This window comes from Serratia sp. PAMC26656, from assembly GCF_016469055.2.
Lineage (GTDB): Bacteria > Pseudomonadota > Gammaproteobacteria > Enterobacterales > Enterobacteriaceae > Serratia > Serratia plymuthica.
In genome coordinates, this window is record NZ_CP150486.1 from 419,416 (window position 1) to 446,375 (window position 26,960).

The 26,960-nt window shown below is 56.4% G+C and carries 29 protein-coding genes and 3 tRNA genes; 27 read left to right on the plus strand and 5 right to left on the minus strand.

Annotation, left to right across the window (positions count from 1 at the left end):
- The first annotated feature begins 26 nt into the window (after positions 1–26).
- The 4 genes from orn to JEM67_RS02540 all read left to right on the plus strand — a co-directional run bounded on the left by orn (position 27) and on the right by JEM67_RS02540 (position 1,123).
- Positions 27–572 (plus strand): oligoribonuclease, encoded by a 546-nt coding sequence (gene orn, locus JEM67_RS02525; RefSeq protein WP_013811232.1) that lies wholly within the window; start codon positions 27–29, stop codon positions 570–572.
- Positions 573–776: 204 nt separating this feature from the next.
- A tRNA-Gly gene (locus tag JEM67_RS02530) sits at positions 777–852 on the plus strand.
- Positions 853–916: 64 nt separating this feature from the next.
- Positions 917–992, plus strand: a tRNA-Gly gene (locus JEM67_RS02535).
- Between the two features lie 55 nt (positions 993–1,047).
- Positions 1,048–1,123: transfer RNA gene (locus JEM67_RS02540), tRNA-Gly, on the plus strand.
- 310 nt (positions 1,124–1,433) lie between these two features.
- Here JEM67_RS02540 and queG read toward each other — a convergent pair.
- On the minus strand, positions 1,434–2,573 hold the full coding sequence (gene queG, locus JEM67_RS02545) for a tRNA epoxyqueuosine(34) reductase QueG (protein ID WP_006323223.1): 1,140 nt from the start codon (positions 2,571–2,573) through the stop codon (positions 1,434–1,436).
- Here queG and nnr point away from each other — a divergent pair.
- The 16 genes from nnr (at position 2,572) to JEM67_RS02625 (ending at position 21,044) form a co-directional block, all read left to right on the plus strand.
- Positions 2,572–4,083: a bifunctional ADP-dependent NAD(P)H-hydrate dehydratase/NAD(P)H-hydrate epimerase gene (gene nnr / locus JEM67_RS02550; protein ID WP_199635601.1), complete on the plus strand. Its 1,512-nt coding sequence runs from the start codon at positions 2,572–2,574 to the stop codon at positions 4,081–4,083. The two genes, queG and nnr, sit on opposite strands and share 2 nt — an antisense overlap.
- 13 nt (positions 4,084–4,096) lie before the next feature.
- A complete protein-coding gene (gene tsaE, locus JEM67_RS02555) occupies positions 4,097–4,567 on the plus strand; it encodes a tRNA (adenosine(37)-N6)-threonylcarbamoyltransferase complex ATPase subunit type 1 TsaE (RefSeq protein ID WP_013811235.1) in 471 nt (156 codons plus the stop codon).
- Between the two features lie 7 nt (positions 4,568–4,574).
- Positions 4,575–6,176 carry an N-acetylmuramoyl-L-alanine amidase AmiB gene (amiB, locus tag JEM67_RS02560; protein ID WP_199635602.1) on the plus strand — a complete coding sequence of 534 codons (1,602 nt, stop codon included), beginning with the start codon at positions 4,575–4,577 and terminating at the stop codon, positions 6,174–6,176.
- A gap of 22 nt (positions 6,177–6,198) precedes the next feature.
- Positions 6,199–8,073 (plus strand): DNA mismatch repair endonuclease MutL, encoded by a 1,875-nt coding sequence (mutL, locus tag JEM67_RS02565; protein ID WP_199635603.1) that lies wholly within the window; start codon positions 6,199–6,201, stop codon positions 8,071–8,073.
- Positions 8,066–9,007: a tRNA (adenosine(37)-N6)-dimethylallyltransferase MiaA gene (miaA, locus tag JEM67_RS02570; protein ID WP_006323238.1), complete on the plus strand. Its 942-nt coding sequence runs from the start codon at positions 8,066–8,068 to the stop codon at positions 9,005–9,007. Before mutL ends, miaA begins: the two co-directional genes overlap by 8 nt.
- A 114-nt stretch (positions 9,008–9,121) precedes the next feature.
- On the plus strand, positions 9,122–9,430 hold the full coding sequence (gene hfq, locus JEM67_RS02575; RefSeq protein ID WP_004952704.1) for an RNA chaperone Hfq: 309 nt from the start codon (positions 9,122–9,124) through the stop codon (positions 9,428–9,430).
- A gap of 98 nt (positions 9,431–9,528) precedes the next feature.
- Positions 9,529–10,809, plus strand: coding sequence for a ribosome rescue GTPase HflX (hflX, locus tag JEM67_RS02580; protein ID WP_013811239.1), 1,281 nt, complete (start codon positions 9,529–9,531; stop codon positions 10,807–10,809).
- 68 nt (positions 10,810–10,877) lie between these two features.
- Positions 10,878–12,137: an FtsH protease activity modulator HflK gene (gene hflK / locus JEM67_RS02585; protein WP_013811240.1), complete on the plus strand. Its 1,260-nt coding sequence runs from the start codon at positions 10,878–10,880 to the stop codon at positions 12,135–12,137.
- 3 nt (positions 12,138–12,140) lie between these two features.
- A complete protein-coding gene (hflC, locus tag JEM67_RS02590) occupies positions 12,141–13,148 on the plus strand; it encodes a protease modulator HflC (RefSeq protein WP_199635604.1) in 1,008 nt (335 codons plus the stop codon).
- Positions 13,149–13,211: 63 nt separating this feature from the next.
- Complete coding sequence (locus tag JEM67_RS02595; protein WP_013811242.1) at positions 13,212–13,412, plus strand: DUF2065 domain-containing protein; 201 nt, start codon at positions 13,212–13,214, stop codon at positions 13,410–13,412.
- Between the two features lie 97 nt (positions 13,413–13,509).
- Positions 13,510–14,808 (plus strand): adenylosuccinate synthase, encoded by a 1,299-nt coding sequence (locus JEM67_RS02600; protein WP_199635605.1) that lies wholly within the window; start codon positions 13,510–13,512, stop codon positions 14,806–14,808.
- A gap of 233 nt (positions 14,809–15,041) precedes the next feature.
- On the plus strand, positions 15,042–15,467 hold the full coding sequence (gene nsrR / locus JEM67_RS02605; RefSeq protein ID WP_004952720.1) for a nitric oxide-sensing transcriptional repressor NsrR: 426 nt from the start codon (positions 15,042–15,044) through the stop codon (positions 15,465–15,467).
- Between the two features lie 59 nt (positions 15,468–15,526).
- Entirely contained in the window at positions 15,527–18,022 is a 2,496-nt protein-coding gene (gene rnr / locus JEM67_RS02610; protein ID WP_199635606.1) for a ribonuclease R, read from the plus strand.
- A 59-nt stretch (positions 18,023–18,081) separates the two neighbouring features.
- On the plus strand, positions 18,082–18,813 hold the full coding sequence (gene rlmB, locus JEM67_RS02615; RefSeq protein WP_199635607.1) for a 23S rRNA (guanosine(2251)-2'-O)-methyltransferase RlmB: 732 nt from the start codon (positions 18,082–18,084) through the stop codon (positions 18,811–18,813).
- Positions 18,814–18,929: 116 nt separating this feature from the next.
- Positions 18,930–20,558, plus strand: coding sequence for an isovaleryl-CoA dehydrogenase (locus tag JEM67_RS02620; RefSeq protein WP_199635608.1), 1,629 nt, complete (start codon positions 18,930–18,932; stop codon positions 20,556–20,558).
- Between the two features lie 87 nt (positions 20,559–20,645).
- Positions 20,646–21,044 (plus strand): DUF350 domain-containing protein, encoded by a 399-nt coding sequence (locus JEM67_RS02625; RefSeq protein WP_013811247.1) that lies wholly within the window; start codon positions 20,646–20,648, stop codon positions 21,042–21,044.
- Here the strand turns inward: JEM67_RS02625 and JEM67_RS02630 are convergent.
- On the minus strand, positions 21,041–21,316 hold the full coding sequence (locus JEM67_RS02630) for a DUF1471 domain-containing protein (protein WP_199635609.1): 276 nt from the start codon (positions 21,314–21,316) through the stop codon (positions 21,041–21,043). The genes JEM67_RS02625 and JEM67_RS02630 overlap by 4 nt on opposite strands.
- Before the next feature lie 111 nt (positions 21,317–21,427).
- A complete protein-coding gene (bsmA, locus tag JEM67_RS02635) occupies positions 21,428–21,736 on the minus strand; it encodes a biofilm peroxide resistance protein BsmA (protein ID WP_013811249.1) in 309 nt (102 codons plus the stop codon).
- A gap of 126 nt (positions 21,737–21,862) precedes the next feature.
- Here bsmA and yjfP point away from each other — a divergent pair, with 126 nt between their 5' ends.
- Positions 21,863–22,615, plus strand: a complete 753-nt coding sequence (gene yjfP, locus JEM67_RS02640) for an esterase (RefSeq protein WP_013811250.1) — start codon at positions 21,863–21,865, stop codon at positions 22,613–22,615.
- A 111-nt stretch (positions 22,616–22,726) separates the two neighbouring features.
- On the opposite strand, the gene JEM67_RS02645 is transcribed toward yjfP, so the two are convergent.
- Positions 22,727–22,993: a DUF1471 domain-containing protein gene (locus tag JEM67_RS02645; RefSeq protein WP_013811251.1), complete on the minus strand. Its 267-nt coding sequence runs from the start codon at positions 22,991–22,993 to the stop codon at positions 22,727–22,729.
- A gap of 457 nt (positions 22,994–23,450) precedes the next feature.
- Between JEM67_RS02645 and rpsF the strand changes: the two genes are divergently transcribed.
- The 5 genes from rpsF to JEM67_RS02670 all read left to right on the plus strand — a co-directional run bounded on the left by rpsF (position 23,451) and on the right by JEM67_RS02670 (position 25,383).
- Positions 23,451–23,849 (plus strand): 30S ribosomal protein S6, encoded by a 399-nt coding sequence (gene rpsF, locus JEM67_RS02650; protein ID WP_004952743.1) that lies wholly within the window; start codon positions 23,451–23,453, stop codon positions 23,847–23,849.
- Positions 23,850–23,857: 8 nt separating this feature from the next.
- Positions 23,858–24,175 carry a primosomal replication protein N gene (gene priB, locus JEM67_RS02655; protein WP_004952746.1) on the plus strand — a complete coding sequence of 106 codons (318 nt, stop codon included), beginning with the start codon at positions 23,858–23,860 and terminating at the stop codon, positions 24,173–24,175.
- A gap of 4 nt (positions 24,176–24,179) precedes the next feature.
- The gene (gene rpsR / locus JEM67_RS02660) at positions 24,180–24,407 is read left to right on the plus strand and encodes a 30S ribosomal protein S18 (protein WP_002210155.1); all 228 of its coding nucleotides are present in this window, start codon (positions 24,180–24,182) and stop codon (positions 24,405–24,407) included.
- Positions 24,408–24,446: 39 nt separating this feature from the next.
- Positions 24,447–24,899 carry a 50S ribosomal protein L9 gene (rplI, locus tag JEM67_RS02665; RefSeq protein ID WP_013811252.1) on the plus strand — a complete coding sequence of 151 codons (453 nt, stop codon included), beginning with the start codon at positions 24,447–24,449 and terminating at the stop codon, positions 24,897–24,899.
- 109 nt (positions 24,900–25,008) lie between these two features.
- Positions 25,009–25,383 (plus strand): DUF488 domain-containing protein, encoded by a 375-nt coding sequence (locus JEM67_RS02670; RefSeq protein WP_013811253.1) that lies wholly within the window; start codon positions 25,009–25,011, stop codon positions 25,381–25,383.
- Here JEM67_RS02670 and JEM67_RS02675 read toward each other — a convergent pair.
- Complete coding sequence (locus JEM67_RS02675; protein WP_199635610.1) at positions 25,365–26,030, minus strand: OapA family protein; 666 nt, start codon at positions 26,028–26,030, stop codon at positions 25,365–25,367. The two genes, JEM67_RS02670 and JEM67_RS02675, sit on opposite strands and share 19 nt — an antisense overlap.
- Before the next feature lie 288 nt (positions 26,031–26,318).
- On the opposite strand from JEM67_RS02675, the gene fklB reads away from it, so the two are divergent.
- Entirely contained in the window at positions 26,319–26,939 is a 621-nt protein-coding gene (fklB, locus tag JEM67_RS02680; protein ID WP_004952760.1) for an FKBP-type peptidyl-prolyl cis-trans isomerase, read from the plus strand.
- Positions 26,940–26,960: the final 21 nt, after the last annotated feature.

The window sequence follows — 26,960 nt, forward strand, 5'->3', positions numbered from 1 at the left end:
CTTTCGGCTTTTACGCAGGAAATATCATGACAGGAAACGAAAACAACCTGATTTGGATCGATCTGGAGATGACCGGGCTGGATCCGGAACGCGATCGCATTATCGAGATCGCCACGCTGGTCACTGATGCCAATCTGAACATTCTCGCTGAAGGGCCGACAATCGCCGTCCATCAATCCGACGAACAGCTCGGCCTGATGGATGACTGGAACGTGCGTACCCATACCGGCAGCGGGCTGGTGGAGCGGGTGAAGGCCAGTCGTTTCGACGATCGCGCCGCCGAACTGGACACCATCGCCTTCCTCCAGCAATGGGTGCCGGCGGGCAAATCGCCAATCTGCGGCAATAGCATCGGTCAGGATCGCCGTTTCCTGTTCCGCTATATGCCCGAACTTGAAGCCTACTTCCATTACCGTTATCTGGACGTCAGTACGCTGAAAGAGCTGGCGCGCCGCTGGAAACCGCAAATTCTCAGCGGCTTTAAAAAGCAGGGCACCCATCAGGCGATGGATGATATCCGCGAGTCCGTGGCTGAACTGGCCTATTACCGCGAGCATTTCATCCAATTGTGATGGCGGCTCAGGCCCCTTTGGGGGCCCTATACTGTGAAAGCACTCGATTCCGCCGCTTAATTAGCCAGTTTGACGCTTTAATCGGCAATCAAACAAAAATCGCGTTTTTTTGCTTTCAGGGGCTTGCGACAAAAAGGATTTCTCGTATAATGCGCACCCCGTACCGATGAAGAATTTCGTTTAGTTCCGACATCGATACGCCGGGCGGGAATAGCTCAGTTGGTAGAGCACGACCTTGCCAAGGTCGGGGTCGCGAGTTCGAGTCTCGTTTCCCGCTCCAAATTCAACAATGCTGCTTATGCGGCGTGATGAATAAAAAAAGTATCAAGCAGTACCCATGCGACGCGGGAATAGCTCAGTTGGTAGAGCACGACCTTGCCAAGGTCGGGGTCGCGAGTTCGAGTCTCGTTTCCCGCTCCAAAAAATTCAAAGGCCATGTTGTTGTTTGATGGCCGGATGCCCAAAGCATCTCAATGCGGGAATAGCTCAGTTGGTAGAGCACGACCTTGCCAAGGTCGGGGTCGCGAGTTCGAGTCTCGTTTCCCGCTCCAATTTTATCTTCGATTAAACTCAGTTCAACGCCTTTGCCGGCGGGGCTCTTTGTCTCTCCATACACACCCTGTCGAAATGTTGTGAACAGAGTTATCCACAGATAGCGCTCATAATACCCTCAGTTCAAAAAATCAACGCCACCGAAATGAAATATGTAATTTATTGATTTTTAGCTATATTTTTTTATAAGAAAACGTTATGCCGATCACTTGCTCTTTTTGTTGCAGTTGAAAGACAAAGCATTTTTATTTTTATGCACAAATCCACAGAGCGACTATCGGGGTCTGAACAACGGATCCGGCAGGGGCTTTAGGCATCCCTCGGTAATCCTTTTTCCACCGCCCGTATCAATCGTTTTTTCTGCGTTGTCTGCACTTCTATTCCCTGCGCTTCCCGTCGCGCCAACTGCTGCTCAAGCGCCCAGTCAATATGCTCGTCCAGCATGGGGTCCTGGCTCAGCCTGGAGCGCAGCGCTATCACTACGGCATCCTGATAAGGGGCATTGCCCAGCGCCACGGCGATATTGCGCAGCCAGCGCAAATGGCCGATACGCCGGATGGCGGAGCCTTCGGTAATGCGCAGGAATTTCTCTTCCGTCCAGCCGAACAGTTCAATCAACTGAGGCGCATGCAGCGCAGCGCGCGGACTGAAATCATCTTCGTCGGTGAGCTGGGAGAAGCGATTCCACGGGCAGATAAGCTGGCAGTCATCACAGCCGTAAATGCGGTTACCCAGCAATGGGCGAAACTCTTCCGGGATGGCGCCCTCAAGCTCGATGGTCAGGTAGGAGATACAGCGGCGCGCGTCCACGGTGTAAGGCGCGACAATCGCGCCGGTTGGGCAGGTGGTGATGCAGGCGACGCAGCGGCCACACTGTTCCGGCTGCGGCTCATCCACCGGTAGCGGCAGATCGATCAGCAGCTCGCCGAGAAAGAACCAGGAACCGGCTTCGCGATTGAGAATAAGTGAGTGTTTACCAACCCAACCAATGCCGGCCTTGGAGGCCAATGCACGTTCCATCACCGGCGCCGAATCGACAAAGGGACGAAAGTTCAGCTCACCGCAGTAGGCCTGGATCTGATCGCCGAGCTTTTTCAGCCGCTGGCGCAGCAATTTATGGTAGTCACGCCCCAGCGCATAGCGGCTGACGTAACCCAATTGCGGATTGTTCAGGGTGCTGGCAAAGGCCGCTTTCGCTGGCAGGTAGTTCATGCGCACGCTGATCACCCGCAGCGTACCGGGCAGCAGCTCATGCGGCCGCGCGCGCAGCATGCCATGGCGCGCCATCCACTCCATTTCGCCGTGGTATTGCTTGTCCAGCCATGCCTGCAACTTGGGTTCTTCGGCGCTCAGATCGGTATCACAAATGCCTACCTGCTGGAATCCTAGCGATTGCCCCCATTGCTTGATATGTTGGGCGAGTTGATTGAGATCGAGGGGGTGTGTCATGACGGGCCACAGTGAAAAACAATACACCGACAGTTTATCACACTCTGTCTGGTCTGCGGACGGGATCCGACAGGCAGAACCTGCCGCCGCCACCTCGCTCGGCATTTCACTCTACGATTTGATGCAGCGTGCCGGTGAGGCGGCTTACGCCCTGGCGCGCGACCAATTCCCGGCAGGCAGCCACTGGCTGGTGCTGTGCGGCCACGGCAACAACGGCGGCGACGGTTACGTGGTCGGCAGACTGGCTGCCGCAGCTGGCGTAAAGATTACGTTGATTGCCTGCGAGGGTGCGCGGCCCTTACCCGTTGAGGCCGCCGCCGCCCGGCAGGCCTGGTTGAACGCCGGGGGTGAGATTCATCCGGCTGACAGCCGCTGGCCGGAAAGTATCGATCTGATTATCGATGGCCTGCTCGGCACCGGGCTGGGTACCGCACCGCGAGCGCCTTACAATGCCTTGATTGAGGCCGCCAACCGCAGTTCAGCGCCGGTCATCGCACTGGATATCCCCTCAGGTCTGCTGGCCGAAAGTGGCGCTACGCCTGGTGCGGTCATCCGCGCTACGCACACCGTCACCTTTATCGCCCTAAAACCGGGGCTGTTAACCGGCCAGGCCCGCGATTGGGTCGGGCAACTTCATCAGAGTACGCTAGGATTATCTGGCTGGCTGGCAAAGCAACCGGCGCAGATTCATCGTGTTACCGCAGAATCTCTGGCGTTGTGGCTGAAGCCGCGCCGCCCTTGTTCGCACAAGGGAGAACAAGGACGTTTACTGTTGGTGGGCGGTGATCACGGCTTTGGCGGGGCGATACGTATGGCTGCAGAGGCCGCACTGCGTAGCGGTGCAGGCCTGGTGCGAGTGCTCACTCACATTGAGCATGTCGGGCCGCTGCTTACCGCCCGTCCTGAGCTGATGGTGCAACGTCTGAGCGACGATACGCTGCAACAGGCGCTCAATTGGGCGGATGTGGTGGTGGTGGGGCCGGGATTGGGCCAGGGCGAATGGGGTCGGAATGCACTGAAAGTACTGCAAGCCAGTGATAAACCGGCGTTATGGGATGCCGATGCACTGAACTTGCTGGCATTAAATCCCGAGAAGCGTCAGAATCGCGTGATTACCCCGCACCCTGGGGAGGCTGCACGCTTGTTGGGGTGCAGTACCGCTGATATTGAGAGTGATCGCTTACTTGCAGTGCGCAAACTGGCGGCGCATTACGGTGGTGTGGCGGTGTTGAAAGGTGCCGGTACGTTGATCGCGGATGAGCAGGGCCAGATGGCGATAGCGGACGTCGGTAATGCGGGCATGGCCTCCGGTGGTATGGGCGACGTGCTGTCGGGCATTATCGGTGGTTTGCTGGGGCAAAAGCTCTCGCTGTATGATGCAGCCTGCGCGGGGTGTGTCGTGCATGGCGCTGCGGCCGATCGCGTGGCGGCAAGACAAGGAACAAGAGGGATGCTGGCGAGCGATTTATTGCCGGAAATCCCTTATTACGTTAATCCTGAGTTGGCATAATAGAAACTATCGAATGAAAGAACTCGTTTTACCTCTGCCGGATGAGGCAGCGACTGTCGCATTGGGCGCCGCCTTGGCCAAGGCGTGCGATCGCGCCAGCGTAATTTATCTTTACGGTGACTTGGGCGCCGGTAAAACCACCTTCAGCCGTGGTTTCCTGCAGGCTTTGGGGCACCTGGGCAATGTTAAAAGCCCAACCTATACGCTGGTGGAGCCGTATGCGCTGTTGCCACTGGCGGTATACCATTTTGATTTGTATCGGTTAGCCGATCCGGAAGAACTCGAATTTATGGGCATTCGCGATTATTTTGCGCAGGATGCCATTTGCCTGGTGGAATGGCCGCAGCAGGGCACTGGCGTGTTGCCGGATCCGGATCTGGAGCTGCACCTCAGCTATCAGGATCAGGGGCGAGAGGCAAAAATTCAGGCGGTTTCCGCCTACGGTAGCCAGCTTTTAGACCGTATCCACGGGCCACAGGAATGACGCCGCAATGACGTATGCGTTGAAGAAATTACTCGTAATCACCCTGATCGCCGTATTGGGGCCTTTTGGTGTGGCCAGTGCGCTGGCGGCATCGTCGCTGTCCGACATCAAAGTATCCAATGCCCAGCGAGAAGCCACGGTATCGGTGAGTTTCAATGGCCCGCCGGATTATGCCTTCTTCCCGCTGCACGGCCCGGACCGCGTGGTATTGGACGTTAACCAGAAAGGCAAGGTTGGTGGCTTGCCGCTGAGTTTTAGCGGACAGAATCTGGTAAAAAGCATCCGCTCCAGTACGCCGAAAGACGCTCAGAGCGTGCGGTTGGTGTTTGATCTGACCCAGCGTTCGAAAACACGCGTCGCTACGCGCCAGAACGGCGGCATTTATACCGTCGTATTTACCATTGCCGCCGAGGGCAGCGCCAACACTAACGTGGTGCGCAGAACGCCGGTGTTTACACCTGCACCGGCCCCTGTAGTGGTCCGCGAGCCGGTACGCAAAGCGCCGGTGATGAGTGAACCTGAGTCTGAAGTTGAATCTGCACCGGTGCGAAGAGCGCCGAGCGGCTCGAACCCTTTCACCAATAAGCCGACTGTAGTATCGGGCACCGCATCGGAAATTACGCCACGCAGCAGCCGCGTTTCCGTGGGTTCCGGCGATCGCGTGGTGGTGGCAATTGATGCCGGTCACGGCGGGCAGGATCCGGGCGCTATCGGCCCGAACGGCCTGAAAGAGAAAAATGTTACCATCGGCATCGCACGCCGTTTGCAGGCCATGTTGGATGCCGATCCGCAGTTCAAACCGGTGCTGACGCGTACAGGCGATTACTTCATCTCGGTGATGGGGCGTTCCGATGTGGCGCGTAAACAGGGGGCCAACGTGCTGGTCTCCATTCATGCTGACGCCGCGCCAAACCGCAGCGCCAACGGGGCCTCGGTTTGGGTGCTGTCCAACCGCCGAGCCAACAGTGAGATGGCAGGCTGGCTGGAACAGCATGAGAAACAGTCTGAGCTGCTTGGCGGTGCGGGTGATTTGCTGGCCAACAGCCAGGCCGATCCTTACCTGAGCCAGGCGGTGCTGGATTTGCAGTTCGGCCACTCGCAGCGAGTGGGCTACGATGTTGCGGTAAAAGTCTTGCAGCAATTGCAAAGCGTGGGTTCATTGCATAAACGCCGTCCGGAACACGCCAGCCTTGGCGTGCTGCGTTCGCCGGACATCCCATCGCTGCTGGTGGAAACAGGATTTATCAGTAATAGCACGGAGGAGCGGCTGCTGGGCAGTAGCGCGTATCAGGATAAAATTGCCAGGGCGATCCACAATGGCCTGCGCAGTTATTTCCTGGCGCATCCGCTACAAGCCGACCCAAAGGTGGAAAACCGCCCGCTGGACGTCGCAGCGGCGGTTAAAACTTCAGCGCCGCCCCCAACCCGCACGGTCGCCAAGGCGAAACCCAGCGTGAAGAAAGCGTCAAAACATAAAGTGACGCGAGGTGATACCTTGTCATCCATTGCTTCCCGTTATGGTGTTAGCGTCAGCGATCTGAAGCGCGTGAATAAACTGAAGTCGGACGTCGCGCCGCTGGATCGGACGCTGACCATCCCGCAGGCCTAGCGTCAACATGACAGGAGCCAGTATGCCCATCCAGGTATTACCGCCACAGCTCGCCAACCAGATTGCCGCCGGCGAAGTGGTCGAGCGGCCTGCGTCGGTGGTGAAAGAGCTGGTGGAAAACAGCCTGGATGCCGGGGCGACGCGCATCGATATCGACATCGAACGCGGTGGCGCCAAGCTGATCCGCATTCGCGATAACGGCTGCGGTATTGGCAAGGAAGATCTGGCCCTGGCGTTGGCTCGTCACGCCACCAGTAAGATCAGTACCCTTGACGATTTGGAAGCGATTGTCAGCCTCGGTTTCCGCGGCGAAGCGCTGGCCAGCATCAGCTCGGTTTCCCGTTTGACGCTCACTTCACGCACTGCAGAACAAAGCGAAGCCTGGCAGGCCTATGCCGAAGGCCGCGATCAGGCGGTGACGGTCAAGCCGGCGGCGCACCCGATAGGCAGCACGCTGGAAGTGCTGGATTTGTTCTACAACACCCCGGCGCGCCGCAAGTTTATGCGCACCGAGAAAACCGAATTTGGTCATATTGATGAAGTCGTGCGGCGCATTGCGCTGGCGCGTTTCGATGTGGCGATAAACCTCAGCCACAATGGCAAACTGATCCGTCAATACCGCGCAGCGAAAGACGAGAGCCAGCATGAACGCCGTCTGGGCAGCATTTGTGGGCCGGCATTTTTGCAGCATGCGTTGAACATCTCCTGGCAACACGGCGATCTGACCATTCGCGGTTGGGTGGCCGATCCCGCCGGTGCCCGCCAACTGGGCGAAATGCAGTATTGTTACGTCAATAGCCGCATGATGCGCGATCGCCTGATCAACCACGCTATTCGCCAGGCTTATCAGGATCAATTAAAAGATGAGCAGCAGCCCGCTTATGTGCTGTATCTCGAAGTCGATCCTCATCAGGTCGACGTGAATGTTCATCCGGCCAAGCATGAGGTGCGTTTCCATCAGGCGCGTTTAGTGCATGATTTTATCTATCAGGCGGTAACCACCGTGCTGCAGCAGGTGGGCAATGTGCCGTTGCCGTTGGCGGATGAACAGGACCAGGAACCCGCTCCGACCTGGCAGCCGGAAAACCGCGTCGCTGCCGGCGGCAACCATTTCTCGCAGCCTGCGCCACGTCGCGAGACTCAATCGGCCGAACCGGCGGTTGCGCGTGAACCTGTGCCACAGCCGGCCTATCACGTGGGCAGCGGTTATCAAAAGCGCGAAGGTGAACTGTATGGCAAGCTGCTGCAGGCCGCTCCCGCAGCCGAATCGCGCCAGGAAACGCCGAAACAGCCGCTGTTCCCACCGGTAAAAATCGAGCAGGAAACACCGCTGGCGGGCAGTCAGCACAGCTTTGGTCGGGTACTGATGATTCATCCGCCGTGCTATGCGCTGATCGAACGCCGTCAACAGCTTATGTTGCTGAACCTGCCGGTGGCCGAACGCGGGTTGCGTCAGGCGCAGCTCAGCCCGTCGGAAGATGGCCTGCGGCCACAGCCGTTGCTGATTCCCATCAAGCTGACGCTGAACAAAAACGAGGTGGCTGCCTGCGTACGCCACCAACCGCTGCTGGTCAAAATGGGGCTGGATCTGCAGTCGGATCATGGGCGTGTGACGCTGCGCGCAGTACCTTTACCATTACGCCAACAAAATTTACAAAAACTGATACCCGAACTGTTAGGCTATCTGGCCGAGCATCAGGAGATGTCGCCCGCGGTGTTAGCCACCTGGATCGCCCGTCATTTAGGCAGCGAGCACGAACAGTGGAACACCTCGCAAGCGATACAATTGCTGACCGACGTTGAACGACTTTGCCCGCAGCTGGTCAAATCACCTCCGAGCGGACTTTTACAACCTGTTGATTTACAGGCTGCACTGACAGCCCTTAAGCATGATTGAAACTGAAATGACACCACGTCCCCCGGCTATTTTTATCATGGGGCCGACCGCCTCCGGCAAAACAGCTCTGGCGATCGCGCTGCGTGAGCGCTTGCCTGTGGAACTGATCAGCGTGGATTCCGCACTGATTTATCGCGGTATGGATATCGGCACCGCCAAGCCTAGCGCCGAAGAGTTGGCGCAGGCTCCGCACCGGCTGATTGACATCCGTGATCCCGCAGAAGCCTACTCCGCAGCGGATTTTCGTGCCGACGCGTTGAAAGAGATGGCCGCGATTACCGCCGCAGGCCGCATCCCGCTGCTGGTGGGGGGCACCATGCTCTACTTCAAGGCGCTGTTGGAAGGATTATCGCCGTTGCCCTCCGCCGATCCGGCAGTGAGAGAACGCATCGAACAGCAGGCGGCTGAGCAGGGTTGGGACGTTTTACACCGTCAGTTACAAGAGATTGACCCGGTTGCGGCAATGAGAATTCATCCGAATGATCCGCAGAGACTGTCCAGAGCACTGGAAGTTTTTTTTATTTCGGGTAAAACTTTAACGGAACTGACTAAAATTTCGGGTGAATCGTTGCCGTATCATGTTCACCAATTTGCGATAGCGCCGACCAGCCGTGAGTTGATTCATCAACGCATCGAGCTGCGGTACCATCAAATGTTGGCGGCAGGTTTTGAGACGGAAGCGCGTGCACTTTTTGCACGGGGTGATTTGCATACGGATTTGCCTTCCATTCGCTGTGTCGGTTATCGCCAGATGTGGTCATATTTGTCTGGCGAAATTAGTTACGATGAGATGGTTTATCGTGGTATTTGCGCAACGCGTCAGTTGGCCAAGCGCCAAATGACCTGGTTACGGGGCTGGAACTCGGTACATTGGCTGGACAGCGAGAAGCCGGGAGAGGCTTTGGACTCGGTAATACAGGTTGTTAGTGCATAGGTTGAGTGATTGTGTACAATTGATGAGTATTCAGCGCGCAAATTTTTTAGGTCGTTTATTTTAGAGCCGACAGGTTCTTAGTTACAAACAACAAGCAAATAAGGAAAAGATAGAATGGCTAAGGGGCAATCTTTGCAAGATCCGTTCCTGAACGCATTGCGTCGTGAACGTGTTCCGGTTTCTATTTATTTGGTGAATGGTATTAAGCTGCAAGGCCAGATTGAGTCTTTTGACCAGTTTGTCATCCTGTTGAAAAACACGGTGAGCCAGATGGTTTATAAGCACGCTATCTCTACCGTTGTTCCGTCACGCCCGGTTTCGCACCATAGCAACAATCCGAGCGCCGGCACCAGTAACTATCACCATGGTAACAACCCGTCTGCGCCGCAACAGCCGCAGCAGGAAAGCGATGACGCTGAATAAAGCGCGTTGCGAGTCAACCATGACGGGGAGCATAAGCAGCCATGGGCTGTTTATGTCCCCCAAACTCGCGGTATGTGTCCGTTTGAGAGGTTGCACGCTTGTTTGACCGTTATGAAGCCGGTGAGCAGGCCGTCCTGGTTCATATCTATTTCTCGCAAGACAAAGATACGGAAGATCTCAGTGAGTTCGAATCCCTGGTGTCCTCCGCGGGTGTTGAAGCTTTGCAAGTGGTTACTGGTAGCCGCAAAGCCCCACATCCCAAGTACTTTGTAGGCGAAGGAAAGGCCGAAGAAATTGCAGATGCGGTAAAAGCCAGTGGCGCATCTGTTGTCCTGTTTGATCATTCCCTTTCCCCGGCGCAGGAGAGAAATCTTGAACGCCTGTGTGAATGCCGGGTGATCGATCGCACCGGGTTGATTCTAGACATCTTTGCCCAGCGTGCCCGTACCCATGAAGGTAAGCTGCAGGTGGAGTTGGCGCAGTTGCGTCATATTGCCACGCGTCTGGTTCGTGGCTGGACGCACCTTGAGCGCCAAAAAGGGGGGATTGGCCTGCGCGGGCCGGGGGAAACCCAGTTAGAGACCGACCGTCGTCTGTTACGTGACCGTATCAGCTTGATTTTACGCCGCCTGGAGCGGGTAGCCAAGCAGCGTGAACAGGGCCGACGTGCGCGTACCCGTGCTGAAGTGCCGACCGTATCGCTGGTGGGTTATACCAACGCCGGCAAATCTACCCTGTTTAACCGAATAACGTCTGCCGATGTGTATGCGGCGGACAAGCTATTTGCCACCTTGGATCCCACTCTGCGCCGTATTGACGTGGTGGACGTGGGCGATACCGTGTTGGCGGATACCGTAGGCTTTATCCGGCACCTGCCGCACGATCTGGTAGCCGCCTTCAAGGCGACGCTGCAGGAAACGCGCCAGGCGTCTCTGCTGTTACATGTAATCGACGCCGCGGATACCCGCGTCGATGAAAACATTGATGCGGTAAACACCGTGCTGGCAGAGATTGAATCGGATGAGATCCCTACACTGTTAGTGATGAACAAAATAGATATGCTGGATGACTTTGTCCCGCGTATCGACCGCAACGATGAAAACTTACCGATCCGGGTGTGGCTGTCCGCCGCCAGCGGTGAAGGTATCCCGTTGCTGTATCAGGCGTTGACGGAGCGCTTATCGGGGGAAATCGCGCAATATGAGCTGCGCTTACCGCCACAGGCAGGCCGTCTTCGTAGCCGTTTTTACCAGCTTCAGGCAATTGAGAAAGAGTGGAACGAAGAAGACGGCAGCATCGGCATGGTGATTCGTATGCCAATTGTCGAATGGCGTCGCCTCTGTAAACAGGAACAGGACCTGATTAACTTTATAGTATGATCATATCCTGTTACATTTGAGCTTCGCGTAAGCCTGAAGTACCCAATCACAGAATATGGAGCTAAAACATGGCGTGGAATCAGCCCGGTAATAACGGACAGGACCGCGACCCGTGGGGGAGCAGCAATAATAATGGCGGCAACTCTGGCGGTAACAATAAAGGCGGTCGCGAGCAAGGACCTCCTGATTTGGACGATATCTTCCGCAAGCTGAGCAAAAAACTGAGCGGCTTGGGCGGGGGGAAAGGTTCCAACAGCAATAACGGTGGCGGCACCGGTACCTCAGGTCCGGGTTTCAGCAGCCGTATTGTCGGCATTGCTGCGGTTGCGGTGGTGGTGATTTGGGCCGCCAGCGGCTTCTACACCATCAAAGAAGCCGAACGTGGCGTAGTCACCCGTTTCGGCAAGTTCAGCCACCTGGTGCAACCGGGTCTGAACTGGAAACCGACCTTCATCGACGAAGTTCGTCCGGTCAACGTGGAGTCTGTGCGTGAGCTGGCGGCTTCCGGCGTGATGCTGACTTCCGATGAGAACGTGGTGCGCGTGGAAATGAACGTGCAGTACCGCGTGACCAACCCGGAAGCGTATCTGTTCAGCGTGACCAGTGCCGACGACAGCTTGAGCCAGGCTACCGACAGTGCCCTGCGTGGCGTTATCGGCAAGTACACCATGGACAAGATCCTGACCGAAGGCCGTACTATCGTGCGTAGCGATACCCAACGCGTACTGGAAGAGACCATTCGTCCGTACAACATGGGGATCACGCTGCTGGACGTCAACTTCCAGGCAGCCCGTCCGCCGGAAGAGGTGAAAGCCGCATTTGACGATGCGATTGCCGCGCGTGAGAACGAGCAGCAGTACATCCGTGAGGCAGAAGCTTACGCCAACGAAGTTCAGCCACGAGCTAACGGCCAGGCGCAGCGTCTGTTGGAAGATGCCAAAGCGTATAAAGATCGTACCGTCCTGGAAGCTCAGGGTGAGGTAGCGCGCTTTGCCAAACTGTTGCCGGAATACAAATCCGCACCGGAAATTACCCGTGAGCGTCTGTATATCGAAACCATGGAAAAAGTCCTGAGCCACACCCGCAAAGTGCTGGTAAATGACAAAGGCAACAATCTGATGGTGTTACCGCTTGAGCAAATGCTGCGTGGCCCGGCCGGCACGGCAGGTGAAGGCAATAAAGACACCAGCCTGATTCGTCTCAACCCCGCTCCGTCCGCCAGCAGTGGCGCCAGCTCGAACAGCCAGCGTAGCAACAGCGGCTCGGTCATGGACCAACGCCGGGCGAATGCGCAGCGTGACGACACCACTCGCGTAGGGAGAGAGTAATCAATGCGTAAGTCTTTTATAGTTATCGTCCTCGCGGTGCTGGTGGCGCTGTACGCTTCTCTGTTCGTGGTGCAGGAAGGCCAGCGCGGCATCGTGCTGCGTTTCGGCAAGGTACTGCGTGACAGCGACAACAAACCGCTGGTGTATGCGCCGGGTCTGCACTTCAAGATCCCGTTTATCGAATCAGTGAAAACGCTGGATGCGCGTATCCAGACCATGGACAACCAGGCTGACCGCTTCGTAACCAGCGAGAAGAAAGACCTGATCGTCGATTCTTACCTGAAATGGCGTATCAGCGATTTCAGCCGTTACTATCTGGCAACTGGCGGCGGTGACGTTTCACAAGCCGAAGTGTTGTTGAAACGTAAGTTCAGTGACCGTTTGCGTTCCGAGATTGGTCGTCTGGATGTGAAAGACATCGTGACCGACTCGCGCGGCAAGCTGATGTCTGACGTACGTGACGCGCTGAACACCGGTACCGTCGGTGATGGCGAAGAAGTGGTGACTACTGAAGCTGATGATGCCATTGCTTCCGCTGCGGCCCGCGTTGAGAAGGAAACCACCGGCAAGCTGCCGAAGGTTAACCCGAACAGCATGGCTGCACTGGGTATCGAAGTGATCGACGTGCGTATCAAGCAGATCAACCTGCCGGCTGAAGTGTCTGACGCAATCTACCAGCGTATGCGCGCCGAGCGTGAAGCGGTAGCTCGTCGTCACCGTTCACAAGGCCAGGAAGAAGCTGAGAAGCTGCGCGCAACGGCGGATTACGAAGTGACCCGTACGTTGGCGGAAGCCGAGCGTACGGCGCGTATCACCCGTGGTGATGGCGATGCCGAAGCGGCCAAACTGTTTGCTGCCGCATTCAGCCAGGATCCGGACTTCTATGCCTTTATCCGTAGCCTGCGTGCTTATGAAACCAGTTTCAGCAGCAACAACCAGGACGTGATGGTACTGAGCCCGGACAGCGATTTCTTCCGCTACATGAAGTCGCCTGATTCCACGCGTAAGTAACAGCGACAGGTAAATTATTGGGGGCCCGTTTAACCGCGGGCCCTTTCTTTTTTGGGGTGAGGCATGAATTCGACGATTTGGCTGGCGCTTGGGCTGGTTTTGGTACTGGAAGGGCTGGGGCCAATGCTGTTTCCGCAGGCCTGGCGTAAAATGATACTGGCGATGACCCAGTTGCCTGACGCTACGCTGCGGCGATTTGGCGGTGGAATAGTGGTTGCGGGCTGTGTGATCTACTACATGTTGCGTAGCCGCACGGGGGTTTAAAGTTTAGTCTAAAAAAGACGCAATCGTGTGCTGAAAGTGCTGAAAATCGAAAATTACGGTGGTAGAATCCATTTTTAAGCAACCGGTGATTTTGAAAATGGGTAAGAACGTCGTCGTACTGGGCACCCAATGGGGTGACGAAGGTAAGGGCAAGGTCGTAGACCTGCTGACTGAACGGGCTCAATATGTTGTGCGCTACCAAGGTGGCCATAACGCTGGCCACACTCTGGTTATTAACGGTGAGAAAACCGTCCTTCATTTAATTCCTTCAGGCATTCTGCGTGATAACGTAACCAGCATCATCGGCAACGGTGTAGTTCTGGCGCCAGACGCATTGATGAAAGAAATGGGTGAACTTGAAGCGCGCGGCATCCCGGTACGCGAACGTCTGTTACTGTCCGAAGCCTGCCCGCTGATCCTGCCTTATCACGTTGCGCTGGATAACGCGCGTGAGAAAGCGCGCGGTGCGAAAGCTATCGGCACCACCGGTCGCGGTATCGGCCCGGCTTACGAAGATAAAGTTGCTCGCCGCGGTCTGCGCGTTGGCGATCTGTTCAACAAAGAAACCTTCGCCGTTAAGCTGAAAGAAATCATCGATTACCATAACTTCCAGCTGGTTAACTACTACAAAGTCGAAGCCGTCGATTACCAGACGACTCTGGATTATGTGCTGTCCATCGCTGATATCCTGACTGCAATGGTTGTTGACGTTTCCGAACTGCTGGACGGCGCGCGCAAGCGTGGCGATCTGATCATGTTCGAAGGTGCTCAGGGTACCCTGCTGGATATCGACCACGGTACTTATCCGTATGTAACCTCTTCCAATACCACTGCTGGCGGCGTTGCTACCGGTTCAGGTATTGGTCCGCGTTACGTGGACTACGTGCTGGGCATCGTTAAAGCCTACTCTACCCGTGTGGGTGCAGGTCCGTTCCCGACCGAACTGTTCGACGAAACCGGTGAATACCTGTGCAAACAAGGTAACGAGTTCGGTGCCACCACAGGCCGTCGTCGTCGTACCGGTTGGCTGGACGCCGTAGCGGTTCGCCGCGCAGTGCAGATCAACTCCCTGTCCGGCTTCTGCCTGACCAAGCTGGACGTGCTGGACGGCCTGAAAGAAGTGAAGATCTGCGTGGGTTACCGCATGCCTGACGGCCGCGAAATGGACACCACGCCGCTGGCTGCAGAAGGTTGGGAAGGCATTGAGCCAATCTACGAAACCCTGCCTGGCTGGAGCGATACCACTTTTGGCGTGAAAGATCACAGCAAACTGCCACAGGCGGCGCTGGACTACATCAAGCGTATTGAAGAATTGACTGGCGTACCGGTAGACATTATCTCTACTGGCCCAGATCGTAGCGAGACCATGATCCTGCGCGACCCGTTCGACGCATAATCCGGCTTTGCTGCACCAAAACAAACCGGGCATGTCCCGGTTTGTTTTTATCATTATTCTCCCCGATTGCGGTTTCACGTCAAAAAATCCTTTCTTTAACCCGCTCCAGAGCCTGAGATACGCTAAATAATTAGCGGCGAACTCTCCGGCTGGTTTATTATCCAATAAGTAATCTTTTGAATAATGCCGAAAATCGGCTTGTCAGACGGGTAGAAAGAGACCCAGAGGTAGATGTGCAGTTAACAAGTTTTACTGATTATGGCCTGCGGGCGTTGATCTACATGGCCTCGCTGCCACCGGACAAAATGACCAGCATTTCGGAAGTTACCGAAGTCTATGGTGTGTCCCGTAACCATATGGTGAAGATCATCAATCAGTTAAGCCGGGTTGGGTTTGTGACCGCAGTGCGCGGAAAGAACGGTGGCATCCGTTTGGGCAAACCGGCCGAAACCATTCGCCTCGGCGACGTGGTAAGAGCGCTGGAGCCGCTCTCGTTGGTTAACTGCAACAGTGATTTTTGCCACATAACCCCTGCATGCCGCCTGAAGCAGGTGCTGCACCAGGGCGTACAGAATTTCCTTGAAGAGCTGGATAGCCACACGTTGGCCGATATGGTCGAAGACAATCCACCCCTCTACAAGCTATTGCTTGTCGAATAAAGCGTCGCTGAGAAGACAAGGCTCAGCGGCACCCTGCTGATGACAACGGAGGAACCGCAATGTCACAAGATCCATTCCTGGAACGAGAAGCAGAAAAATATGAGTCCCCAATCCCGAGCCGTGAATTCATTCTGGCCCATCTGGCGAAAAGAGAAACGCCGGCCAGCCGCGAAGAGCTGGCCAAAGAGCTGGATTTAACCGGTGAAGAGGCGCTAGAAGCGTTACGTCGCCGCCTGCGCGCGATGGAGCGTGACGGTCAATTGATATTTACTCGCCGCCAGTGCTATGCGCTGCCGGAACGTCTGGATCTGCTGCGCGGCACCGTGATTGGTCATCGCGACGGCTTTGGTTTCCTGCGTATTGAAGGTAGCAAAGACGACCTGTATTTGTCGGCTGAGCAGATGAAAATGGCGATCCACGGCGATGTGGTGCTGGCGCAAGCGATGGCTGCCGACCGTAAGGGCCGCCGTGAAGCGCGCATCGTGCGCGTATTGGTGCCGAAAACCAGTCAAATCGTCGGTCGCTTCTTTATGGACGCGGGTACCGGCTTTGTGGTGCCGGACGACAGCCGTCTCAGCTTTGATATCCTGATCCCTGCCGAGGCCGTCAGCGGTGCGCGCATGGGCTTTATGGTGGTGGTTGAACTGACCCAACGCCCGACCCGTCGCACCAAGGCGGTAGGCAAGATTGTCGAGATCCTCGGCGATAAAATGGGCACCAGCATGGCGGTGGACATCGCACTGCGTACCCATGAGATCCCGCATGTCTGGCCGCCGCAGGTGGAAAAACAGGTTGCCGATCTCAGCGAGCAGGTACCCGAGGCCGCCAAGAAAGGCCGTGTTGACCTGCGTCAGCTGCCGCTGGTAACCATTGACGGCGAAGACGCGCGCGATTTCGATGACGCCGTTTACTGCGAGAAAAAACGCGGCGGTGGCTGGCGCCTGTGGGTGGCCATTGCCGATGTCAGCTACTACGTGCGCCCGCGTACCGCGCTGGATGACGAAGCGCGCAACCGTGGCACCTCGGTGTACTTCCCGTCGGAGGTTATCCCGATGCTGCCGGAAGTACTTTCCAACGGCCTGTGTTCGTTGAACCCGCAGGTTGATCGTCTGTGTATGGTGTGTGAGATGACCATCTCCGCCCAGGGCCGCCTGTCGACGTCCAAATTCTATGAAGCGGTAATGAGCTCCCACGCCCGCTTAACCTACAACAAAGTCTGGCATATTCTGCAGGGCGATCAGGAGCTGCGTGAGCATTATCACCCACTGGTCAAGCACCTGCAGGAACTGCACACCATGTACAAGGTGTTGGATCAGGCGCGCGCCGAACGTGGCGGCATCGCCTTCGAAACCGAAGAAGCCAAGTTTATCTTCAACGCCGAACGCCGTATTGAGCGCGTTGAGCCAACGGTACGCAACGACGCGCACAAGCTGATCGAAGAGTGCATGATCATGGCGAACGTCGCCGCTGCACGCTTTGTCGAGAAGCATAACGAGCCGGCACTGTTCCGCGTGCACGATCGCCCAAGCGACGATCACATTACCGCACTGCGCAGCGTGTTGAGTGAACTGGGCCTGACGCTGGGGGGCGGTAACAAGCCGCAGCCGAAGGACTACGCCACCCTGATGGATGAAGTGGCTGAGCGCCCTGACCGCGAAATGCTGCAAACCATGCTGCTGCGTTCGATGAAACAGGCGATCTACGATCCGGAAAACCGCGGGCACTTTGGCCTGGCACTGGCCTCTTATGGCCACTTTACCTCGCCAATTCGCCGCTATCCTGACCTGGCTCTGCACCGTGCGATCAAATATCTGCTGGCTAAAGAGCACGGCCAGCCGAAAGAGCGCTGGACGCCGACCGGCGGCTGGCACAGCGAGTTTGAGGAAATGCTGCAGCTCGGCGAACACTGCTCGATGACCGAACGCCGCGCTGATGAAGCGACGCGTAACGTTGCCGACTGGCTGAAATGCGACTTTATGCAGGATCACGTCGGGGAAGTGTTTAGCGGCATTATCGCCAGCGTAACCGGCTTCGGCTTCTTCGTGCGCTTGAACGATCTGTTTATCGACGGTCTGGTGCACGTCTCAACGCTGGATAACGATTATTATCGTTACGATAATATCGGCCAGCGCCTGATCGGCGAATCCTCGGGCATGGTTTATCGCTTGGGTGATACGGTGGAGATCCGCGTTGAAGCGGTGCATATGGACGAGCGCAAGATTGATTTTGCCCTGGTCTCCAGCACCCGTAAACCGCGCGGCGAAGGTAAAACCGAACGCGATCGCGCCAAGAACGGCGGCCAACGCACCTTGCGTGACGGTGCCGGTGCAGGCCGCGCTCCGGCATCACAGCGCAACAAGCGTCGTGGTGGCAAGCCACCGGCCAACTTTGAGCCGGACAGCGCCTTCCGCAAAAAAGACGAAGCCAAACCGGCTGACCAGGTGAAGAAAGATAAAAAGGCGAAAGCCAAGAAAGCGTCTGACAAAACCCGGAAAATAGCGGCGGCTACCAAGGCCAAGCGCGCCGGCAAGAAGAAAGGTGCTGAGCAGGCTTAACCTGCCGCACGTCATTATCACCGGCAGGCATTTGCCAGCCGCACAGTAAAAAGAGCATCATGAGCGAAATTATTTACGGCATTCATGCCGTCAAAGCCCTGTTAGATAACGATCCACAGCGCTTCCTGGAAGTGTTTATTCTGAAAGGGCGCGACGATCGCCGGCTGCAACCGCTGATCGCCGAGCTGGAAGCGACCGGCATTGTTATCCAGGTGGCGAACCGTCAGTGGCTGGATGAAAAAGTCGAGGGCGCAGTACATCAGGGTATTATCGCCCGGGTGCGCGAAGGGCGTCAGTATCAGGAAAATGATTTACCGAGCCTGCTGGCAAGCGTGGATACGCCATTCCTGCTGGTACTGGACGGCGTGACCGACCCGCACAACCTCGGCGCCTGCCTGCGCAGCGCGGATGCGGCCGGCGTGCATGCGGTTATCGTCCCGCGCGATCGTTCCGCCCAGTTGAACGCCACCGCCAAGAAAGTGGCCTGCGGTGCGGCGGAAAATGTCCCGCTGATCCGCGTTACCAACCTGGCGCGCACCCTGCGTTTGTTGCAGGAAATGAACGTCTGGGTCGTCGGCACCGCCGGCGAAGCCGACCATACGCTGTTCCAGAGCAAAATGACCGGCCCGATGGTGTTGGTGATGGGGGCTGAAGGCGAAGGCATGCGCCGCCTGACCCGCGAACACTGCGATGAGCTGATCAGCATCCCGATGGCGGGGACGGTTTCTTCTCTGAACGTCTCTGTTGCTACCGGCATCTGTTTGTTCGAAGCGGTGCGCCAGCGCAGCTGATTTATCCACGGGGGCGCTTGCGCCTCCGTCAATTTCCCACCTTGTGATCCCGCCTCCGGCAAAAATCCCCCTTGTGGCCATAATTACTCCTGAAGCCTTTATCAGGGAGCAAGCCGATGGTCTGGACAACGCATACCGTTTTCAATCAACCCAAGCCGCTGGGCAACAGCAATCTGTTCCTGTCTGATACGCCGCTGCATGAGGCGGTACAGCGCGAGCAGGCTGGCTGGGACACAGACGTACTGGCCTCGCTGGGCCAACAGCTGGGCACCCAGGAGTCGCTGGAGCTGGGGCGACTCGCCAACGCCAATCCACCTGAACTGCTGCGTTATGATGCCACCGGGCAGCGCCTGGACGACGTTCGTTTCCATCCTGCCTGGCATATTTTGATGCAGGGGTTGATCGCCAACCGGGTGCATAACCTGCCGTGGCAGGAGGATGCCCGTATCGGTGTTTTCGTAGCGCGTGCCGCCCGCTTTGTGCTGCATGCACAGGTGGAAGCCGGCACTTTATGCCCAGTGACGATGACCTTTGGCGCTATTCCTCTACTGCAACGCCTGTTGCCCTCAGAATTTCAATCCTGGCTGTCGCCGCTGCTTTCCGACCGCTACGATGCGCATTTGTCACCGGGTGGGCAAAAGCGGGGTTTGCTGATTGGTATGGGAATGACCGAAAAGCAGGGAGGATCCGACGTGCTGAGCAATACCACCACCGCCACCCCGTTAACGGCTCGCGGTTCTGGGGAAGCGTACCGGTTGGTGGGGCACAAATGGTTCTTCTCGGTGCCGCAAAGTGATGCGCATCTGGTGCTGGCGCAGGCCGAAGGCGGCCTGTCCTGCTTCTTCCTGCCGCGTATTTTGCCCGACGGTACGCGCAATGCGATACGGCTGGAACGGTTGAAAGATAAGCTGGGCAACCGTTCCAACGCCAGCAGTGAGGTGGAGTTCCAGGATGCCACCGCCTGGCTGCTGGGTGAGGAAGGGGATGGCGTGCGGCATATCCTCAAAATGGGTGGTCTGACGCGCTTTGACTGCGCGCTGGGCAGTCACGGCTTGATGCGGCGTGCGTTATCGGTAGCCTTGTACCATACCCTGCAGCGGCAGGCATTTGGCAAAACGCTTATCGAACACCCGATGATGCGTCAGGTATTGGGGCGGATGGCGTTACGGCTGGAAGGGCAGACAGCGGCGCTGATGCGCCTGGCGCGGGCTTATGACAGCGCCGACGATCCTCTTGAGCAGGCATTGTGTCGGGTGCTGACCCCGGCGGCGAAATTTGAGGTCTGCCGACAAGGGATCCCTTTTGTGGGAGAGGCCATGGAGGCGTTGGGGGGCTTGGGTTATTGCGAAGAGAGCGAACTGCCGCGACTGTATCGTGAAATGCCGGTGAACAGCATCTGGGAAGGTTCCGGCAACATTATGTGCCTGGACGTGATGCGAGCCTGGGGAAGATTACCGGCGGTACAGGAAGCTCTGGACCGTGAATTTGGTGAGGTGAAGGGACAGAATCGACATTTTGACCTCCAGTGGCGACAACTGAGCCAACTGATGCGTAAACCCCGTGAGGAACAGGGACGGGCGGTCGCCAGCTCGTTATTCAATCTGTTCGCGGCGGCACAGCTTCTGCGCTACAGTTCACCACCGCTGGCGGAAGCCTGGTGTCAAATGACGCTCGACGCCCGTGGCGAACGGATACTGCCTGACCGGTTGTGCGATATGCTGTTTGCCAGAGCGATGGGCGGCTAGGGAAAACAGTGGCGTCGCAACAGAAAAAACTTTTTAATTCAGCACTTGGCCCGTAAGGGATACTGACCTCTGACCAGGAAACATGACATGGATATTCTCAGCGCGTTGGCGGCATTCGCCTCTTATTTCTTCAGTGGCTTTGCCATGGTTCTGGTGTTCTTGTTTGTCTATACCCGCATTACGCCGCATGACGAATGGGCGTTGATCAAGGCCGACAATCAGTCAGCCGCCTTCGGATTCGTCGGTGCCTGCCTGGGGTATGTGATCCCGCTGGCCAGCGCAGCGATCAACTCGATCAGCCTGCTGGACTACCTGCTGTGGGGCGTAGTGGCGCTGGTGGTGCAACTGTTGCTGTTTGCTGCGGTAAAAATCTACATGCCGCGCATCAGCGACAAGATTGAGTCCAATCACCTGGCCGCCGGGATTTTTCTGGGGGGCGTTTCGATCAGCGGCGGCGTGTTAAATGCGGCTTGCATGAGTTATTAAAGATAAAAAATCGCCGAGGCGCGCCAGCCGGGCTGATGCGCCTGTTCCTCCATATGCAGAATACGGTAATAGCTTGCCCCATGCTCATCAGCCTTGCGGGCAATGACCTGTTCGACGTCCTGAGGCGAGCCTGAAAGATTATTCAGGGTGATTTGCGCAATTTCACTGAGCGGTGTAACACGGTCTGCGGGCGCCAGTTCGGCAGACTGGGCGCTGACAGTGAGCAACCCCACGGAGAGCAGGAGGGTGGTGAGTGCGGCGGAGCGTTTCATGGCGTTCCCCTTCGTCGAACGACCGCAGGTTGCGGCAGGTTGACCGCCAGTGTGCAATATCCAACTTCAGTCTGTGCAAAGCCATTGTAAATATGGTTAAAACGCCGCAGCTTACCGATACAGGATCGCCTGCGAATACCATTGGCCGGGAACGACGGTTTCGCTGTTCATGATGATCATGTAATAGCGTGCGCCGCTGGCGTTGGCCTTCCTGTTAATCTCCGCTTCCACATCCATCGGGCTGCCGTAAACCAGGGCGCTGGTGGTGCCTATCTTTACCAACTCAGAAGTTTGCGCTCGGGTGATCTCCTGTGCCCGATCGGTTGGCGGCGGCGGGGCTTTTGGTGTCGTGGTCATGATACCGCAGGCGGAAAGCACGGTAGCCAGCGTCAGGGGGAGCAGCAGGCGGGAAAGTTTCATGGACACCTCGGGGAAACCGCTATCATGGCTTCAGTGTAACCCAATATAAAGTGGAACAGATTGAGCTAATGCTTTTAGCTCAAGTTTGCCATTATGAAGGCAACAGGTACGCAGAGGGAAAAACGGATGATTGAAATACATGACGAACGGGTGGGCGAGGTTGCGGTGATCCATGCTGTGCCGGCGGGGCAGTATCATCAGCCGCTGCCGACGGTGTTTTTCTACCATGGTTACACCTCGTCGAAAGAAGTGTACGCCTACTTTGCCTATGCGTTGGCCAGGGCGGGTTTTCGCGTGGTGCTGCCGGATGCCGATTTGCACGGCGAGCGCTTTGACGGTGATGAACAGCGGCGGTTGGCCAGCTTCTGGGAGATCCTCAAACGCAATATCGACGAGCTACCGGCGCTCAAAGCGCAGTTTGAACAGCGTGGCCTGATTGCCGACGGGCGGATCGGCGTAGCCGGCGCCTCAATGGGCGGCATGACCACCCTGGGCTGTTTTGCGCGTCATCCGTGGATTAAAGCGGCTGCCAGCCTGATGGGGAGCGGTTATTACACCTCGTTGGCCCAGACGCTGTTTCCGCCGTTGGATGAGCAGGGCAACCTTTTGACTGCCGCCGGTTTTGAGGCGCGCATTGCCGTTCTGGCGGATTACGGTCTGGAGCATCAGTTGGAAAAGGTTACCGATCGCCCGCTGCTGCTGTGGCACGGCGAGACGGACGATGTGGTGCCGGCGGCGGAAAGCCTGCGCCTGGCGACCGAACTGCGCCAGAGCGGCTGGGATCGTCAACTGACGTTTATTACCGAGCCGGGCGTCAAGCACCGCATCACGCCGTTGGCGTTGTCCGCGACCGCAGACTTTTTCCGCCGCGAGCTGTAAAAAAAGCCCCCTGAATAATAGGGGGCCAGGTATTTCGGTTCAGCGAGAGCGTCGCCTGTTCTCATTTGCCGCTTGTTGGCGCGGCTTCGTTCCCTGGTGCTGCATTTTCGCTTAGCGATACAGCTCGGCGCTGACGTGAAGGGTGCTGTTGCTGTCCGGCTCATGCAGGGCAATGATGCGGTAGGCGGTGGCACCCCGCTGGTCGGCTATTTTGCTCACCTGGCTGGTGGCGTCATCCGGCGATACCACGTTCTGGTTTAGAGTCACGAAACCGACGCTCTGGCGCTGGTCGGCCTCATGCGAAGTGATTTCGGTGGCGGCCATGACGTTGGCGGAAAACAGTAAAGCAATGGCGGTGGCGATGGTAATGCGTTTCATATTTGCCTCTCTTAACCGTTTGCTTCAACGGCCTGACAGCGGGTGCCAGTGCAGCAAAAAGTTATTTATATACATTGAATAACTTCAAATCTTTTTCGTCGCGCTGTCTGCGGCGGATAAGTACAATTTTAGACCTTCCGGCCGGATTAAAAAGTGTGTGGTTTTGATAGCCTCCATCAAAAAAAATGAATAAAACTTATGCGTCGATGATGATTTCATTGAAAGATTTTTGGAACTGATGGATCTGCATACATAGGTTCCGCAGAGAGCAAATCGTGCTATTTTTGCATTGGCCTCGCATTGCCGATAATAAACCTCACGCTGTCCTTGAGTTTTTCAAACTCCGCAAGTATGATTACGCGTCATTTTTTCAGCCGTACACACATACACGTTCCTTGCTTCCATGGGCCACGGTTGACCCTGACAGGAGGCTGAATAATCCGTAAGGAGCAATTCGATGCGTCATTACGAAATCGTTTTTATGGTCCACCCTGACCAAAGCGAACAGGTTCCGGGCATGATCGAGCGTTACAGTGCTACCATCACTAACGCTGCTGGTCAGATTCACCGTCTGGAAGACTGGGGCCGCCGTCAACTGGCTTACCCGATCAACAAACTGCACAAAGCCCACTACGTTCTGCTGAACGTTGAAGCTCCGCAGGAAGCGATCGATGAGCTGGAAACAAACTTCCGCTTCAACGACGCCGTTATCCGCAGCATGGTTATGCGCGTTAAGCACGCGGTAACTGAAGCATCTCCGATGGTTAAAGCGAAAGACGAACGTCGTGGCGATCGCCGCGAAGACTTCGCTAACGAAACCTCAGATGATGCAGATGCTGGGGATTCTGAAGAGTAATTGCTGCTGTGACGTCTAATCGTCTGGTTTTGTCGGGCACTGTGTGCAAGGCGCCGGTTCGAAAGGTGAGTCCTTCCGGGATCCCCCACTGCCAGTTTGTGCTAGAGCACCGTTCGCAGCAGGTGGAAGCCGGATTTAGCAGACAAGCATGGTGCCGAATGCCCGTGGTTGTCAGTGGACAACAGTCACAAGCACTAACTCAAAGATTAACGGTCGGCAGTCAGATAACCGTGCAAGGCTTCGTTAGCTGCCATCAAGGGCGCAACGGGCTGAATAAACTGGTTCTGCATGCCGAGCAGATTGAATTGATAGATTCTGGAGACTAGCCTAATGGCACGTTATTTCCGTCGTCGCAAGTTCTGCCGTTTCACCGCGGAAGGCGTTGTTGAGATTGATTACAAAGATATCGCAACGTTGAAAAACTACATTACCGAAAGTGGTAAAATTGTCCCGAGCCGTATCACCGGTACTCGTGCAAAATACCAGCGTCAGCTGGCTCGCTGCATCAAGCGTGCTCGCTACTTGTCCCTGCTGCCATACACTGATCGTCATCAGTAATCGGCCGCTGTCTATTAACGACTTTAAGAGGATAAGGTAATGCAAGTTATTCTGCTTGATAAAGTAGCAAACCTGGGCAGCCTGGGTGATCAGGTTAACGTTAAAGCGGGCTACGCCCGTAACTTCCTGGTACCACAGGGCAAAGCTGTTCCTGCTACCAAGAAAAACGTAGAGTTCTTCGAAGCACGTCGTGCTGAACTGGAAGCCAAACTGGCTAACGTTCTGACTGCTGCTGAAGCTCGCGCAACCAAGATCAACGAACTGGGTTCAGTAACCATCGCGTCTAAATCAGGCGACGAAGGTAAACTGTTCGGCTCTATCGGCACCCGCGACATCGCTGACGCAGTTACTGCGGCAGGCGTTGAAGTTGCCAAGAGCGAAGTTCGTCTGCCGAACGGCGTTCTGCGTACCACTGGTGAACATGAAGTTGAGTTCCAGGTACACAGCGACGTGTTCGCTAAGCTGAATGTAGTTGTGGTTGCAGAAGCTTAATCGCTCCTGCCAGCCAAGTTAAAACGCCAGCCTTGCGCTGGCGTTTTGCTTTTCTGCGCCCGGTAAAACGCGCTACCCTGCGATTACCCTTGGTGAGGAGAAGCAGTAAATGGCCGACATCAATTTACAGCGCGTCTATGACTTTACCGGTCCGGCGCCGGAGAACTGCTACCTGATTGATCGGCTGTGGCCGCGCGGGGTTAGCAAGGAACGGTTACTGGGCGTGCAGTGGCTGAAGCAGGTTGCGCCGGATAACGCACTGCGGCAGTGGTTTCATCAACACGTCGATCAATGGGAAGAGTTTGAACGTCGCTACCGGTTGCAGCTGGCGGAAAACGAAGCCTGGCAGCCGCTGGTGACGTTATTGCGGCAGGGGCAGGCCTTGACCTTGCTGTACGGCAGTAAAGACACACAGCACAACCAGGGCGTGGTGCTGCGTGACTTCCTGTTGGCTCAACGGGCGGATTACCGCTCGCGGCGATAGCCGCCGTCGGCCTGACGGCGGAACAGGGCCTGGGTATTGTCTGCGGTGGTGACCGACAGCGTGGTAATCACGCCGTTGGCATCACGTTCGATACGCACTTCCTGACCTACCTTCATGTTGCTGAGCGGCTTGTCGCTCCCTTCCACTTGCGCCATGGCGAAGACTTCGTTCACCGGCAGGCTGTTATCGCGAAATAACTGCGCCAGCGTTTGGCCAGGCTGGATCTGGTAGCGTTGCCAATTACCCGCAGGTTCCGGTTCGGCCGCTTGCTGCTGGCCGTTATCTTGCAGATCGGCCTGCAGCGGTATGCCGTTGCCCTGCTGGGTGACCGGGAATGGCTGCTTCTCTGACGAGTAAGGCCATAACAGCGCCAACAGCAGAATCACGCCGAAGATAAGGGTCCAGCGACGATGGAAATAAGGCAGCGGTTCCATCCAGCCGAAGCTGTCCGGCAGGTGCCAGATCTTCAGCAGTAACGCTTTGATTCCCTCTCCTTTGCCGTTTACCGGCGGTTGCTCTGAATCCGGATCTTCTGCCGCCTCTGGCGCAGGGCCAGGTTTCAGGCGCTGGCTGAAGTTCAGCCAGGTGCGCAGCAACGGCTGGTAGATACGGGTGGTTTTCCTTTTCCTGGGCGAGATTCTGCCCATGGTGACCTCTCTTCAACTGCGTAAAAATGCCACAGTACAACATGGTGTACCGCCGGCCCGATTTCCTGCTTTCAGTATAGTCCGCTAACTGTTTGAAGTGAAAGGCAGCAGCAATTCAATGGCTGTCGCGGCAGGCGATGAGCCTGGGATCGCGGGAACGGGCGTTAACAGGGGGCCATTGTTTCTTTTTCTACGACAAAAGTCATCATTCTCCACACAAGATTTTACCCGGCTTTCCGGCACTGTTATGCTGCGCCTTCGACTTTTTACAGACTAAAGGAAAACCCCATGACAACCCCTTCTTTTGACAGCGTTGAAGCGCAAGCAAGTTACGGGATTGGTTTACAGGTCGGCCAGCAGTTGCAAGAGTCCGGTCTGGAAGGTTTACAACCGGAAGCTTTGCTGGCAGGTTTGCGCGACGCGCTGGAAGGGAATGCCCCGGCGGTTCCGGTAGACGTAGTGCACCGTGCACTGCGTGAAATCCACGAGCGTGCGGATGCCGTGCGTCGTGAGCGCCAACAGGCAATGGCCGTTGAAGGTCAGCAGTTCCTGGAAGACAACGCCAAGCGTGACGAAGTGACGCTGACCGAATCCGGCCTGCAGTTCTCCGTGCTGGAGCAGGGTAATGGCCCAATCCCGTCCCGTCAGGATCGCGTGCGCGTGCATTACACCGGTCGTCTGATTAACGGCGACGTGTTCGACAGCTCCGTAGAGCGCGGCCAACCGGCAGAATTCCCGGTTAGCGGCGTGATCCCAGGCTGGATCGAAGCGCTGACCCTGATGCCGGTCGGCTCCAAATGGCAGCTGTATATCCCGCACGATCTGGCCTACGGCGAGCGCGGTGCCGGCGCATCCATCCCGCCATTCAGCGCGCTGGTGTTTGACGTCGAGCTGTTGGAAATTCTGTAATTCAATAACAGATTTCTCTGG

Bases quoted from the DNA above. Each gene is read 5' to 3' on its own strand.
- orn (WP_013811232.1), top strand. From the start codon at position 27: ATGACAGGAAACGAAAACAACCTGATTTGGATCGATCTGGAGATGACC.
- nnr (WP_199635601.1), top strand. From the start codon at position 2,572: ATGACGGGCCACAGTGAAAAACAATACACCGACAGTTTATCACACTCT.
- queG (WP_006323223.1), bottom strand. From the start codon at position 2,573: ATGACACACCCCCTCGATCTCAATCAACTCGCCCAACATATCAAGCAA.
- tsaE (WP_013811235.1), top strand. From the start codon at position 4,097: ATGAAAGAACTCGTTTTACCTCTGCCGGATGAGGCAGCGACTGTCGCA.
- amiB (WP_199635602.1), top strand. From the start codon at position 4,575: ATGACGTATGCGTTGAAGAAATTACTCGTAATCACCCTGATCGCCGTA.
- mutL (WP_199635603.1), top strand. From the start codon at position 6,199: ATGCCCATCCAGGTATTACCGCCACAGCTCGCCAACCAGATTGCCGCC.
- miaA (WP_006323238.1), top strand. From the start codon at position 8,066: ATGATTGAAACTGAAATGACACCACGTCCCCCGGCTATTTTTATCATG.
- hfq (WP_004952704.1), top strand. From the start codon at position 9,122: ATGGCTAAGGGGCAATCTTTGCAAGATCCGTTCCTGAACGCATTGCGT.
- hflK (WP_013811240.1), top strand. From the start codon at position 10,878: ATGGCGTGGAATCAGCCCGGTAATAACGGACAGGACCGCGACCCGTGG.
- hflC (WP_199635604.1), top strand. From the start codon at position 12,141: ATGCGTAAGTCTTTTATAGTTATCGTCCTCGCGGTGCTGGTGGCGCTG.
- JEM67_RS02595 (WP_013811242.1), top strand. From the start codon at position 13,212: ATGAATTCGACGATTTGGCTGGCGCTTGGGCTGGTTTTGGTACTGGAA.
- JEM67_RS02600 (WP_199635605.1), top strand. From the start codon at position 13,510: ATGGGTAAGAACGTCGTCGTACTGGGCACCCAATGGGGTGACGAAGGT.
- rnr (WP_199635606.1), top strand. From the start codon at position 15,527: ATGTCACAAGATCCATTCCTGGAACGAGAAGCAGAAAAATATGAGTCC.
- rlmB (WP_199635607.1), top strand. From the start codon at position 18,082: ATGAGCGAAATTATTTACGGCATTCATGCCGTCAAAGCCCTGTTAGAT.
- JEM67_RS02620 (WP_199635608.1), top strand. From the start codon at position 18,930: ATGGTCTGGACAACGCATACCGTTTTCAATCAACCCAAGCCGCTGGGC.
- JEM67_RS02625 (WP_013811247.1), top strand. From the start codon at position 20,646: ATGGATATTCTCAGCGCGTTGGCGGCATTCGCCTCTTATTTCTTCAGT.
- JEM67_RS02630 (WP_199635609.1), bottom strand. From the start codon at position 21,316: ATGAAACGCTCCGCCGCACTCACCACCCTCCTGCTCTCCGTGGGGTTG.
- bsmA (WP_013811249.1), bottom strand. From the start codon at position 21,736: ATGAAACTTTCCCGCCTGCTGCTCCCCCTGACGCTGGCTACCGTGCTT.
- yjfP (WP_013811250.1), top strand. From the start codon at position 21,863: ATGATTGAAATACATGACGAACGGGTGGGCGAGGTTGCGGTGATCCAT.
- JEM67_RS02645 (WP_013811251.1), bottom strand. From the start codon at position 22,993: ATGAAACGCATTACCATCGCCACCGCCATTGCTTTACTGTTTTCCGCC.
- rpsF (WP_004952743.1), top strand. From the start codon at position 23,451: ATGCGTCATTACGAAATCGTTTTTATGGTCCACCCTGACCAAAGCGAA.
- rpsR (WP_002210155.1), top strand. From the start codon at position 24,180: ATGGCACGTTATTTCCGTCGTCGCAAGTTCTGCCGTTTCACCGCGGAA.
- rplI (WP_013811252.1), top strand. From the start codon at position 24,447: ATGCAAGTTATTCTGCTTGATAAAGTAGCAAACCTGGGCAGCCTGGGT.
- JEM67_RS02670 (WP_013811253.1), top strand. From the start codon at position 25,009: ATGGCCGACATCAATTTACAGCGCGTCTATGACTTTACCGGTCCGGCG.
- JEM67_RS02675 (WP_199635610.1), bottom strand. From the start codon at position 26,030: ATGGGCAGAATCTCGCCCAGGAAAAGGAAAACCACCCGTATCTACCAG.
- fklB (WP_004952760.1), top strand. From the start codon at position 26,319: ATGACAACCCCTTCTTTTGACAGCGTTGAAGCGCAAGCAAGTTACGGG.